Source organism: Comamonas sp. JNW (genome assembly GCF_003105075.1).
In the GTDB taxonomy this organism is placed as follows: Bacteria; Pseudomonadota; Gammaproteobacteria; order Burkholderiales; family Burkholderiaceae_C; genus Comamonas; species Comamonas squillarum.
In genome coordinates this window covers 66,219-78,700 of the sequence record NZ_QETI01000019.1, presented here as the reverse complement: position 1 = coordinate 78,700, position 12,482 = coordinate 66,219, and the positions used below count along the sequence as shown (strand labels likewise).

At 65.8% G+C, this 12,482-nt stretch carries 12 protein-coding genes; 9 read left to right on the top strand and 3 right to left on the bottom strand.

The window, feature by feature from the left end:
• Nucleotides 1-545 precede the first annotated feature (545 nt).
• Nucleotides 546-752, bottom strand: coding sequence for a DUF3079 domain-containing protein (locus DCO45_RS20975; RefSeq protein ID WP_116927628.1), 207 nt, complete (start codon nt 750-752; stop codon nt 546-548).
• 133 nt (nt 753-885) lie between these two features.
• Between DCO45_RS20975 and DCO45_RS20970 the strand changes: the two genes are divergently transcribed.
• Genes DCO45_RS20970 through DCO45_RS20960 form a run of 3 tightly spaced genes read left to right on the top strand, consistent with a single transcriptional unit; the run spans nt 886 to nt 4,138 of the window.
• Nucleotides 886-1,443 carry a hemerythrin domain-containing protein gene (locus tag DCO45_RS20970; protein WP_243419442.1) on the top strand — a complete coding sequence of 186 codons (558 nt, stop codon included), beginning with the start codon at nt 886-888 and terminating at the stop codon, nt 1,441-1,443.
• Nucleotides 1,440-3,440 carry a type IV pili methyl-accepting chemotaxis transducer N-terminal domain-containing protein gene (locus DCO45_RS20965; protein ID WP_116927626.1) on the top strand — a complete coding sequence of 667 codons (2,001 nt, stop codon included), beginning with the start codon at nt 1,440-1,442 and terminating at the stop codon, nt 3,438-3,440. Before DCO45_RS20970 ends, DCO45_RS20965 begins: the two co-directional genes overlap by 4 nt.
• Nucleotides 3,437-4,138 (top strand): response regulator, encoded by a 702-nt coding sequence (locus DCO45_RS20960; RefSeq protein ID WP_116927625.1) that lies wholly within the window; start codon nt 3,437-3,439, stop codon nt 4,136-4,138. The genes DCO45_RS20965 and DCO45_RS20960 overlap by 4 nt, the downstream gene beginning before the upstream one ends.
• Nucleotides 4,139-4,165: 27 nt before the next feature.
• Here the strand turns inward: DCO45_RS20960 and DCO45_RS20955 are convergent, their stop codons facing one another.
• Nucleotides 4,166-5,683 (bottom strand): PLP-dependent aminotransferase family protein, encoded by a 1,518-nt coding sequence (locus DCO45_RS20955; protein ID WP_116927624.1) that lies wholly within the window; start codon nt 5,681-5,683, stop codon nt 4,166-4,168.
• 110 nt (nt 5,684-5,793) lie between these two features.
• On the opposite strand from DCO45_RS20955, the gene DCO45_RS20950 reads away from it, so the two are divergent.
• From DCO45_RS20950 to DCO45_RS20945, 3 genes are all read left to right on the top strand, one after another.
• Nucleotides 5,794-6,405, top strand: coding sequence for a LysE family translocator (locus tag DCO45_RS20950; protein ID WP_116927623.1), 612 nt, complete (start codon nt 5,794-5,796; stop codon nt 6,403-6,405).
• Between the two features lie 103 nt (nt 6,406-6,508).
• The gene (locus tag DCO45_RS23080; protein ID WP_165841246.1) at nt 6,509-6,655 is read left to right on the top strand and encodes a hypothetical protein; all 147 of its coding nucleotides are present in this window, start codon (nt 6,509-6,511) and stop codon (nt 6,653-6,655) included.
• Between the two features lie 414 nt (nt 6,656-7,069).
• Entirely contained in the window at nt 7,070-8,938 is a 1,869-nt protein-coding gene (locus tag DCO45_RS20945) for a phosphoenolpyruvate carboxykinase (GTP) (protein WP_116927622.1), read from the top strand.
• Between the two features lie 383 nt (nt 8,939-9,321).
• Here the strand turns inward: DCO45_RS20945 and DCO45_RS20940 are convergent, their stop codons facing one another.
• Nucleotides 9,322-9,759, bottom strand: a complete 438-nt coding sequence (locus DCO45_RS20940; RefSeq protein WP_021029029.1) for a hypothetical protein — start codon at nt 9,757-9,759, stop codon at nt 9,322-9,324.
• A 146-nt stretch (nt 9,760-9,905) separates the two neighbouring features.
• Here DCO45_RS20940 and DCO45_RS20935 point away from each other — a divergent pair, with 146 nt between their 5' ends.
• From DCO45_RS20935 to DCO45_RS20925, 3 genes are all read left to right on the top strand, one after another.
• A complete protein-coding gene (locus DCO45_RS20935) occupies nt 9,906-10,883 on the top strand; it encodes a LysR family transcriptional regulator (protein WP_116927621.1) in 978 nt (325 codons plus the stop codon).
• Between the two features lie 41 nt (nt 10,884-10,924).
• Nucleotides 10,925-11,770: a metallophosphoesterase gene (locus DCO45_RS20930; protein WP_116927620.1), complete on the top strand. Its 846-nt coding sequence runs from the start codon at nt 10,925-10,927 to the stop codon at nt 11,768-11,770.
• Between the two features lie 244 nt (nt 11,771-12,014).
• On the top strand, nt 12,015-12,437 hold the full coding sequence (locus DCO45_RS20925; RefSeq protein WP_116927619.1) for a universal stress protein: 423 nt from the start codon (nt 12,015-12,017) through the stop codon (nt 12,435-12,437).
• Nucleotides 12,438-12,482: the final 45 nt, after the last annotated feature.

The following is a 12,482-nucleotide window of genomic DNA, read 5'->3' as shown; positions in this document are numbered from 1 at the left end:
CCAGGGGCGTGCCGCATAACTCACTACGCGCCAGGGCGCTCCGTTCAAACAGATGCGGCAAGCATGACGACGAAGGCGTGTGTCCTTCGGCACACGCCCGCCCCTGGGCCTGTGCTTCTCGGCACGGACAGAAGGGGAAAGAGGGGGCCCAGCAGCCCAAGCTGGCATCGCTGCGCTCGGCATGGGAGGTGACGGCATCCCCCTTCTGTATGCGCCTGTGGTGGGGCGTTTGCGGGCTGGCATGCGCGCCCCAGCGCGCATGCTTCGTGAACTGACTCGCCGTGGCTGTTTGAACGGAGCGCTTTAGCGCGTAGTGAGTTCCACGGCGCAGTCCGCAAACGTCACACCACAGGTTGCCCCGCAGCGCAGCGAAGGGGTCGCAGACGGTAGGGGCGTGTTTCTTTGCTTACTTTCTTGCACGAGCAAGAAAGTAAGTCGCCTGCCGGGCGAAAACCGGCCTCAGGCCTGAAGGCCACAGCAGGAGCCTGCAGGGCCAAGAGCGATGGAATGCCGACCGTCACACGATCCGCACGCCGCCCGAAACATCAGGACTGCCCTGGCAGACCGGCATCCTCAGCAGGCTGAGAAGCCAAAGGATCCCAGTCCGCCCAATCGGGCCCAAACAACTCCACCGGATGCGCCGACCGCTCCGACCCATTGCCACAAGCCATGGACGACGCAGCGCAATAACGGTCACACCCCCAGCAAGTCCGCTCCGGATGCGCAGGATGGATAGGAAAACGTTTGGCCATAAAGAGCTAACAGGGCAAAGATATAGCAGTACCGCACCACTGTGCGCCTGCGTCAGTCAGCAAAATTTGACCTGGATCATGCTTGGCGTACACCGCAACGCACGGTCAGCGATGGGCAGCGAAAATGGAGGCTGTGAAACAGCTCCTGAACACCCCACCCACAGCAGGCTTTGACGAGCCGTTCGGCATGCTGCAGGCCTGCCACGGCCGGGTGGCGCGCAGCCTGGATCTGTTGGGCCGCCTGGGTGCCTACCTGGCCGAGCAGGGCGGCGGCGATGCGCAGGGCCAGGCGCGCGATGCGGCGGCCGATGTGCAGCGCTACTTTGACCTGGCGGCGCCCTTGCACCACCAGGATGAAGAGCAGCATGTGCTGCCCGTACTGCGGGCGGCGGGGCAGGGCGCGCTGGCAGACCAGCTGCAGGCCGAGCACCGGCAGATGGAGGCGCTGTGGCCGGCGATACGGGCGGATCTGCAGGCGGTGCAAGCAGGCCATGCACCGACGGGCGAGGCGCTGGTGGCGGCCCGGCGCCGCTGGGCCGATTTTGCCGAGGTCTATACGCGCCATATCGCGGCAGAGGAGACGCAGGCCTACCCCAGCGCGCAAGCGCAATTGGAGCCAGCCGTGCAAGCCGCCATGGGGCGCGAGATGGCGCAGCGGCGCGGGGTGCGTTACCCGGAGGCGGGGCCATGAAAGGGGAACTGCAGCCAGCACGCCAGCGGCCGCTGGCCGTCAAGATCGGCGCCATTGGTTGCGCGCTGCTGCTGATGGCGCTGGTCGCGATTGGCCTGACCTTGCGGCTGACCTGGTCGCTCGAAGGCGGCGCTGCGGCCGTGAACGAAGCGGGGCGCATGCGCATGCAGACCTGGCAGCTGGCGCAGGCCTTGCCGGAGGCGAGCCCGCAGCGCCTGGCCTTGCTGATCGGCCAGCTCGACACCAGCCTGGCCTTGCTGGAAAAGGGTGATGCCGCCCGGCCGCTGTCGGTGCCGCGCGATAAGGCCTCGCGTGCCGCCCTGCAAGCTGTGCAGCAACGCTGGCAGCGGCTGCGCGCAGCCTGGCAGCAGCCGGTGACTGGCAGCCATGTGGTGCAGGCCGAGGTCACGGCCCAGCAGGCGCAGAGCTTTGTCGGCGAGGTGGACCACCTGGTCGGCCGCATCGAGCAGCAACTGGCGCGCTGGACGACCTGGCTCAACACCGCCCAGTTCGTGATGATGGCGCTGGCCATTGCTGCCGCGCTGGCGCTGCTGTATGCGGCCCAGCTGCTGGTGTTTGGGCCGCTGGCGCGGCTGCAGACGGCCCTGGCCCAGGTCGAGGCGGGCGATTTGTCGGTGCGGGTGCACGCCGATGGCGGCGATGAGTTTGGTGCGCTGGCGCGGGGCTTCAACCGCATGGCGGTGCGCCTGCAGGACCTGTATGCCAGCCTGGAGCGCCGCGTGCAGCAAAAGACCGAACACCTGCAGGCCGAACGCGCCCGCCTGGCGGTGCTGTACGACGCTGCCGCGCTGGTGGCGCGCGCTGATGCGCTGCCGGTGCTGGCCCAGGGCTTTGCGGCCCAGATGCGCAAGACGGCGCAGGCCGATGCGGTGGCGCTGCGCTGGTCGGACGAGCACAACCGCCGCTATGTGCTGCTCGCGTCCGAAGGGCTGCCCGAGGAGATGGTCGATGCCGAGCACTGCCTGCCCACCGGTGACTGCGTTTGCGGCCAGCCCCAGGCCCAGGCGCAGACCCAGCTGGTGGCGCTGCAGGATTGGCGCCGTGGCGTGCCGGCAGCGGCCGGCCGGGTCGATGCCGGGCAATGCCGGCGGGCGGGCTTTGTCAGCGTGCTGAGCGTGCCGGTGCGGCTGCATGAGCGCATGGTGGGCGAGGTGGACCTGTTCTTTCGCCAAGCCACCATGTTGGCGCCCGATGACCGTGCGCTGCTCGATGCGCTGGCCAGCCACCTGGCCGGCGGCATGGAGGGCCTGCGCGCCGACGCCTTGCAGCGCGAAGCGGCGGTGGCCGACGAGCGCGGCCTGCTGGCGCGCGAGCTGCACGACTCCATTGCGCAGAGCCTGGCGTTCTTGAAGATCCAGGTGGGGCTGTTGCGCAGCGACATGGCGCGGCTGCCCCCGGATGGCGCGCGCGTGCAGGCAACCTTGGGCGAGCTCGATACCGGCATCCGCGAAAGCCTGTCCGATGTGCGTGAGCTGCTTCTGCACTTTCGCACCCGTACCAATGCCGAGGACATCGTGCCTGCGCTGCGCACCACCTTGACCAAGTTCGAGCACCAGACCGGTCTGCCCGCGCAGCTGCAGATTGCCGGCGAAGGCATGGCGCTGCCGCCCGATGTGCAGGTGCAGGTGCTGCATGTGGTGCAGGAGGCGCTGTCCAACGTGCGCAAGCATGCGCAGGCCAGCCAGGTGTGGGTGGAGGTGGAGCAAGGCCCGCAGTGGGCGGTGGAGGTGCGCGACGATGGCCAGGGCATGGCGCAGGCCGCCCTGGCGCTGGATGAAACCCATGTGGGCCTGCGCATCATGCGCGAGCGCGCCGCTAGCATTGGTGCCAGCCTGGAGATCCATTCCGTCCCCGGGGCCGGCACCTGCGTGCGCCTGAGCCTGCCCCGCTTGCAGCCCCTGCAACCCCTTCAGCCTCTACCGACTTTTCAGCCGCCCACGGCCGCAACCTTTGCCACCTCCAGGAGCCCCGCATGACGGCAGCGCAAGCGCCTACCCCCGCGATACGCCTGCTGGTGGTGGACGACCACCCGCTCTTTCGGCGCGGTGTGATCGCGCTGCTGGCCGCCCAGCCGCAGCTGCAGGTGGTGGCCGAGGCCGGCGATGCGGGCGAGGCGCTGCGCCAGGCCGCGCAGCTACAGCCCGATGTGGTGCTGCTGGACCACCATATGCCGGGCGTGAGCGGCGTGGATCTGTTGCCGGACCTGCGCGCAGCAGCGCCGGCGGCGCGGGTGCTGGTGCTCACCGCCAGCGAAGACGCGGGCACGCTGGCGCTGGCCTTGCAGCGCGGCGCCCAGGGCTACCTGCTCAAGACGGCCGACAGCGAGGTGCTGGTGGCCGCGATCGAGCGCGCGCTGCGCGGCCAATCGACGGTGAGCATGGAGATGACCGACAAGCTGGTGAGCGCCCTGCAAAACCGGCCGCTGGAGCCGGTTGCGCCGCCGCCGGCCATGCCCGAGCCGGCCGACCCGCTGGAGCAGCTGTCGCCGCGCGAGCTGGAGATCCTGCGCGAAATTGCCGCCGGTGCCAGCAACAAGGAGATTGCGCGCAGCCTGGCCATTGCCGAGACGACGGTGAAGATCCATGTGCAGCACATTCTGCGCAAGCTGGGCCTGTCATCGCGCGTGCAGGCCGCGGTGCTGCTGACCGAGGGGCGCGGGCGTACGGGCGGCTAAGGCTGTCGCCTCAAATGCCTGGCCTGATCAAGCGCCCCGGTGGCGCTCCAGCAGCAAGGCCAAGGTCTGCCAGGCAGCCGGCTGCTCGGCCATCGCCACCGAGATGCGCAGCAAGCTCGACGGCGCCTGGCGCGGCGAGAACAGCACGCCAGGCGCCAGCAGCAGGCCATGCTCGCTGGCCTGGCGCGCCAGCAGTTCCGAATCCATGCCGCAGTCCACCCAGGCGAAGGTGCCGGCGACGGGCTCATGCACCGCGTGGCAGCCCAGCGCTTCGAGCTGGCGCAGGCAGCGGTGGCGCGCCTTGTCCACCCGCTCGCGCAGCCGGTCCACATGCTTGCGGTAGCTGCCATCGGCCAGGATGCGGTGCACGATCTGCTCGCTGGGCAGGGCGGAGGTCAGGCCCCCCAGCAGCTTCAGATCGGTCAGCTGGTGGATGAACTCGGGGCGCGCGGCCACATAGCCCACGCGCAAGCCGCCTGACAGTGTTTTGGAATAGCCGCCCACCAGCAGCACGCGCTGCAGCCGGTCCATGGCGGCCAGGCGCAAGGGCATATTGCCCAGGTACTCGGAATAGGTGTCGTCCTCGACCAGCAGAAAATCATGCCGCTCGGCAATGCGCAGCACCTCGTGCGCCACGCCGGCCGACAGGCTCAGCCCGGTGGGGTTGTGCACCGCGGTGTTGAGGATAAAGAGCTTGGGCTGGTGCTGCGCGGCCAGTGCCTGCAGCGCCTGCACATCGGGGCCGCCGGGCAGGCGCGGCACCCCCACCACGTTGACCCCCATGGTGTTGAGGCGGCCAAAGATCAGGAACCAGCCCGGGTCCTCGACCAGCACGGTGTCGCCGGGCTGCAAAAAGCAGCGCACGATCAGGTCCAGCCCGTGGGTGACGCCGCTCACCGTCATCAGCTGGGTCTCGGGGTGGGCCGGCACTTCTTGCGCCTGCAAGGTCGATGCGATCTGGCGGCGCAGCGGCGCCAGGCCCTGGGGCAGGCCATAGCCCAGCAGGCTGCGCTCGGCACGCAGGCCCTGCTTCAGGATGGCGCGCAACGCGCCGCTGATCAGTCCCTCGTCCATCCAGCTGGCCGGCAGGCAGCCGGCGCTGCCGGTGTGGCCGGAGCCATCGGCATCCTCGCGGAAGATACCGCGCAGCAGGTAGGAGGTATCAAAGGCCGCGCCCTGGGCCAGGCTGGCCGCAGGGGCTGCGGCCGCCTCGGCCAGCGCGCGCTGGGCACAGACAAAAAAGCCCGCACCCCGGCGCGACTGCACCAGGCCCTGCGCGGCCAGCCGGTCATAGGCTTGCACGACGGTGTCGCGGCTCACCCCCGCCTGCTCGGCCAGCGCCCGCACCGACGGCAGGCGCATGCCCGCGCGCAGCCCATGGTTGCGGATGCGGTCGCTGAAATGCGCCACCAGCTGCTCGACCAGGGAGGCGCTGCCGGTGCGCACCGGCTGCCAGCCCCAGGCAGCTGCGGCCAACGGACTGGCGGTTGCAGCTGCGGGGGAAGCGTGGGCAACAGCGGCGGCAGGTGAAAGTGTCAGGGTCATAAGAGCAGGCCAATTCTTGAACTGGCCAGATAAAGTGTACCGGTACTGTACTGCATGGCAGCGCTAGCATGTCAACAGCTTTTCTTTTCTCCTTTTTCCCGCACCTTGCCATGTCCGTTCTGCCCGAAACCTCCGCCTTTGTGGTGCCCCTGGCCCTTTTCGCCTTTGTCAGCTCCGTCACGCCGGGCCCCAACAATGTGATGCTGACGGCTTCGGGCGCGAGCTTTGGTTACCGCCGCACGGTGCCGCACATGCTGGGTATCAGCCTGGGGGTGGTGGCCATGCTGCTGCTGGTGGGTCTGGGCCTGGGCGTGGCCTTTGAGCGAGAGCCGCGCCTCTACACCTGGCTCAAGTACCTGGGCGCCGCCTACCTGCTGTGGCTGGCCTGGAAGATCGCCCGCTCGGGCCAGGCGGGGGCCGGGCAGGCCGGGGCACAGCCCTTTGGCTTTTGGCAGGCCGCGGCCTTTCAGTGGGTGAACCCCAAGGCCTGGATCATGGCCATCGGCATTGTGGCGACCTACACCCCGCGCGATGGCTATGCCGCCAATCTGCTGCTTGCCGCGCTGGTGCTGGGCCTGGTGAACTACCCCAGCGTCAGCGTCTGGACCTTGTTTGGCAGCGCGGTGGGCCGCGCGCTGCGCACGCCCCGGGCGCTGCAGCGCTTCAACTGGTGCATGGCGGCGCTGCTGGTGCTGTCGCTCTACCCCGTGTTGGAGGGCTGATCGTTGGCGAAAGGGTCATGCAGCTGGCTCAGGGTTCGCCCGGCATGCAGGCCCGGCGCCCGCTCGCTACAATGGTTCTCAGCCTTTGCATTGGAGAGAGCCCATGTCCAGCCCGCACACCGACGCCGACACCGAACACCCGCCGATGGATACCGTGGAAGCCATTGTTCCGCTGATGCCGGTGGTGCTGCCCGTGGTGGGCGCGCTGATGATGTTCCTGCTGGCCTTTATCGCCGTCTACATGGCCTGAGCGCTGCGCGCAAACCGCGCTCCAGCTCTTGTTGCTGAACCCGCCGCTGGCGGGTTTTTTGTTGCCTGCCGCTCCCTCGCGATGGCTGGCGATAGCTGACGCGGCCCCGCGCTGCTGTGGCCGCTTGGCGACGCCGGGCCCAGCGCCACCTGCGCGACAGGAGGCTTGCCAAAGAAACCGGTATCAATACAGTTATGCATTTCGTCATGCGTCAAATGCATAGATGTTGAGACTGAAAATCACCGTTTTGGGGGCCGACTGCTAAAATCGCCAGTCCAGCGTAGGCATTTTTGCGCACAGGCATGGCGCCTTGTCCGACGTTGTGGAGACGGTTTTTCAAAAATGGGTTGCTGTCGGCCAGGGGCTTGTCGCAGCGGTTTTTGATGAACCGTTTACAACTTTGAAAGCCTTCCCATGAACGCAAACATCCAGGCCGGTGTCGCCATTCAGGCCCCCGACTACGTCAAGAACCCCAAGCTCATCGCCTGGGTGGCCGATATGGCCGCGCTGTGCAAGCCCGATGCCGTCTACTGGTGCGATGGCAGCCAGGAAGAATACGACCGCCTCTGCCAGCAACTGGTCGATGCCGGCACCTTCAAGAAGCTCAACCCCGCCAAGCGCCCCGGCAGCTTTCTGGCCTGGTCCGATCCCTCGGACGTGGCCCGCGTGGAAGACCGCACCTACATCTGCTCGGCCAAGAAGGAAGACGCCGGCCCGACCAACAACTGGATGGAACCTGCCCAGATGCGCTCGACTCTACAGCCGCTGTTTGACGGTTGTATGAAGGGCCGCACCATGTATGTGGTGCCGTTCTCGATGGGCCCGCTGGGCTCGCCCATTGCCCACGTGGGCATCGAGCTGTCCGACAGCGCCTATGTCGCGGTCAACATGAAGATCATGACCCGCATGGGCCGTGCCGTGTACGACGTGATCGGCAGCGATGGTGCATTTGTGCCCTGCGTGCACACCATCGGCGCGCCGCTGCAGGCCGGCGAAAAGGACACCACCAGCTGGCCTTGCAACAAGACCAAGTACATCGTGCACTACCCCGAGACGCGCGAAATCTGGTCCTACGGTTCGGGCTACGGCGGCAATGCGCTGCTGGGCAAGAAGTGCTTTGCGCTGCGCATCGCCTCCACCATGGGCCGCGACCAGGGCTGGCTGGCCGAGCACATGCTGATTCTGGGCGTGCAAAATCCCCAGGGCAAAAAGTACCACGTGGCCGCCGCTTTCCCCAGCGCCTGCGGCAAGACCAATTTCTCGATGCTGGTGCCGCCCACCGGCTTTGAAGGCTGGAAGGTCACCACCATCGGCGACGACATCGCCTGGATTAAGCCCCAGGCCGACGGCTCGCTGCGCGCCATCAACCCCGAAGCCGGCTACTTTGGCGTGGCCCCCGGCACCAACTACCACACCAACCCCAACTGCATGGCCAGTTTGGACAAGAACGTGATCTTCACCAACGTCGCGCTGACCGATGACGGCGATGTGTGGTGGGAAGGCATGGAAAAGGACAGCGGCCAGCTGCCCGACCACCTGATTGACTGGCAAGGCAAGGACTGGACGCCCCAGATCGCCAAGGAAACCGGCGCCAAGGCCGCCCACCCCAATGCCCGCTTCACCGTCGCTGCCACCAACAACCCGGCGCTCGACGAAGCCTGGGACGACCCCAAGGGCGTGAAGATCGATGCCTTCATCTTTGGCGGCCGCCGCTCGACCACCGTGCCGCTGGTGACCGAGGCGCGCAACTGGAAGGAAGGCGTCTACATGGCTGCGACCATGGGCTCGGAAACCACCGCTGCCGCCTTTGGCGCGCAAGGCGTGGTGCGCCGCGATCCATTCGCGATGCTGCCTTTCATGGGCTACAACATGAGCGACTACTTCGCCCACTGGCTGAACCTGGGCGACAAGCTCGAAGCCGCTGGCGCGCAGCTGCCCAAGATCTACACCACCAACTGGTTCCGCAAGGATGCCGCTGGCAAGTTCGTCTGGCCTGGCTACGGTGAGAACATGCGCGTGCTCAAGTGGATGCTCGACCGCCTCGAAGGCCAGGTGCAGGGCACGCAGACCGCCTTTGGCGTGGCACCGCAGTACGCCGAGATCAACTGGACCGGCCTGGACTTCAATGCCGAGCAGTTCAAGACCGTCACCAACATCGACACCGCCGTCTGGACCGAAGAGCTGGCATCGCACCAGACCCATTTCGACCACCTGGCCCAGCGCCTGCCCCAGGCCTTGCTGGACATCAAGGCCGATCTGGAAAAGCGCCTGGCTGCTGCCTGATCGGTAGCTCACGAGGTCGCTGGTAGCACTGCTGCCAGTGGCTGGGATAGCGAAAGACAACAAAACCCCGCATGTTTCAGGCATGCGGGGTTTTGTTTTGTGGGAGTGGCGGGCCTTACACCCGCTGGGGCTCAGCGTCAGCGCATCGGTAGGACTGTGGTTTGTTGCATACAGTCGGCACCGCTGAGGGCAGGAAAGCGCTTGCCAACCTTCTTCCAGGCACCTGCCGCTTGTGCTGGCGGAGGTGTTTAGCGATGCCAAGCTGCTGATCCGCTATGGATGGGGGCGACCACCGACAACAAAAAAGCCACGGCATGCCGTGGCTCTTGAAAAGGCAGATCGTGGCTGCCGGCGCTGGGGCTCTGGAGGACCGCCGGCGTTGATCAGTAGTTCTTGTGGTAGAACGAAACCGCTGCGTCGCTCATGGCGCGGTTCAGGTCAGCCATCACGCGGCTGTCTTGCAGGGCCACTTGCCAGGTCTTGTCGTCTTCCAGGGCGCGGCGGTGGCCTTCGTCCCAGCTGCGGCGAGCGGCGCGCAGGCTGCTGCTCAGGTTGCGGGCAGGGGCAGCGAGCAGGGCGATGGCGACAAAGGCGACGGCCCACAGCAGGGCCCAGCCAGCGATCCAGTGGCTGCCGCCAGCGACGGAGTCCACCAGGCGGGTGGCAACCACCAGCACGGCAGCGACCAGCGCGGCCAGCATCAACGATGCGCCAACGCCCTTGGTGCCGAAGGTGGTCTTGAGATGTTCAGCAGCACGTTCCACACGCAGAACGCCCGTGTGCTCGGTAGCCATGTCAGTGTGTACAAAACTGTTGGTCATGATGGATGTCTTTGGGATTAATGCTTCTTTGAAGCGATGAACGAAGTATAGGGTTTACCCTAGACGTTCTCAAATTTATCTTTTGAATCTGTATCATTCATGTCAGTGATGTATTGCGGTTCGCCCAGCGCTGCAAAGGATTGAAAATGCTGCCCCACCAATTTCGGCACCTGGACCTGAACCTCTTGCGTGTATTCGACGAGGTGATGAATGAGCGCAGCCTGACCCGGGCGGCCGACAAGCTGGCCATCACCCAGCCGGCAGTCAGCAATGCGATGCGGCGCCTGCGCGAGGCGCTGCATGACGAGCTTTTGGTGCGCAGCGGCCAGGGTGTGGAGCCCACACCGCTGGCCAATGCGCTGTGGCCGGTGGTGCGCGAATCGCTGGCGCGCCTGCAGGCCAGCTTTGCGCCTGAGCGCTTTGACCCCGCCCATGCGACCCAGGCCTTTGTCGTGGCGATGGCCGATGCCACCGCCGCCACCTTGCTGCCCAGCCTGATGCACATTCTGGAGACCGAGGCACCAGGCGTCTCTGTGCATGTGCAACCACTCACTACCCGTGATCCGCGCGAGGAGCTGGACGCCGAGACGGCGGACCTGGCCGTGGGCTATTTCCCCTTTGTGCTCGCCGAGATGACGGCGCGCGCCCAGTCGGGGGACCTGGTGGATTTCGAGAGCCGGCGCCTCTATGACGGCGAATACCTCTGCGTGATGCGCAAGGACCATCCTTTGAGTGAGGGCTTGCTGACTTTGGAGCGCTACTGCGATGCACGCCATATGCTGGTGAGCTTTTCCGGCCAGCCCTTTGGCTTTTTGGACGAGGCGCTGGCATCGATCGGCCGCAAGCGCCGGGTGGTGCTGACGGTGAACCAGTACTTCACCGCCGCGCGCGTGGTGGCGCGCACCGACCTGCTGACCGTTTTGCCGCGTCACTTTGTGCCTGCCACCGGCATCGCCGATCTGCTGGCCTTCCAGCCGCTGCCGCTGCGCGTCGAGGCCGTGCATGTGGATGCGCTGTGGCGCAGCCGCAGCGGGCATATTCCGCCCTCGGCGCTGGAATGGATGCTGCATGCACTGGAGCGCTCGGCCCGGGCGGCTTTTCCTGACCTGGAATTACCGATGTAGCGGGCTGCAAGGCGCTAAAGCCCATGGTAGGCTAGGCGACCATGCACCTGCAAATTCTGTCCGACCTGCATCTGGAGACCCACCCCCATTTCCGTGCCCAGCCTGCGCCCGGCGCCCAGTTGCTGGTGCTGGCCGGCGACATTGGCTCCTACCAGAATGGCTCGATGCTGGACGATAAGGATTTTGGCCTCACCCAGTTCAGCCCGCAGCAGGCTGGCGGCCATTGGCCCGAGCCGGTAATCCTGGTGCCTGGCAACCACGAGTTTGACAACCAGGATTTCGATGCCGCCCGGCTGCGCCTGCGTGCCAGCTGCGAAAAGTTGGGCATCACGATGCTGGACTGCGACACCCTGATCATCGACGGCGTGCGCTTTATCGGCACCACACTCTGGTCCGACTACGACGCCATTGCCCTGCACAACGGCGTGACCGAGCTGGGCGCGCTGATGAAGCAGCGCGAGAAGGCCTTCAAGGCCGCGAACTTTTACTTGACCAAGGCCCAGATGCAGCGCAACGGCCAGCCCTTTTTGGCCGCCGAGATGCGCGACGAAGCGCTGCGCTGCCAGGAATGGCTGCGCGCCGCACTGGCCGAGCCCTTTGATGGCAAAACCGTCGTCATCACCCACTTTGCGCCCAGCCTGCGCAGCGCCGATCCGCGCTATGGGCTGACGCCCGGAACCGCCGGTTTTTGCAATGTGCTCGATGACCTGCTGCCCTATGCCGACCTCTGGATCCACGGCCACCTGCATGCGCCCAGCGATTACCTGGCCAAAGGCCAGCACAGCGATGGCCGCCCCTGGCAATGCCGGGTCGTGGCCAACCCGCTGGGCTATGCGCGCAAGGGCGAGCAGGAGAGCTTCAATCCGCATTGCCTGGTGGCGGTGTAGCCAGGGTCGATCCACTTCCGGCATTCCCTCTGCCAAGCCCAAATCCAAGGGTTTTTACCTAAATTTGTCGCCGCGCCTGATGCATATCAATGCCCGTTTGACGATAAATCTATATGCTGATACACATGATTTAGCCTGTAAAGCGCGTTCTCGCTGATGGAGCGCGGGTTTGCCAGGCCACAGTCCAGCGTTGGTGGCGCCACCGGTGTTGGGTCCCTCACCCCTTTTTTGAAGGAGTCAAGGCATGCGTATTTTGTTGGCCGTTGATGGCAGCCCCTACACCCAGAAGATGCTCGATTACCTGGCAGCGCACGCAGAGTGGCTGACGCCCAACCACCATTACACGGCGCTCACGGTGCAGCCCCTGCTGCCGCCCCGGGCTGCCAAGGCCTTGGGCAAGGCGCTGGTGGACGACTACCACAGCGAAGAGGCGCAGAAGGTGCTGGTGCCGGTGCAGGAGTTTCTGGCCGCCCACCAGGTCAAGGCCGTGGCCGAGACTGCCGTAGGCCCGATCTCCCAGACCATTGCCGAGACGGCCGATAAGGGCGGCTATGACCTGCTGATCATGGGCACCCGCGGCCATGGTGCGCTGGCCAAGCTGGTGCTGGGCTCGGTGGCGACCCAAGTGCTGGCCGAGAGCAAGCTGCCGGTATTGCTGATTCGGTAAATGGATCAGATCATGCGTCTGTCATTTGCTATTCACCATATAGCA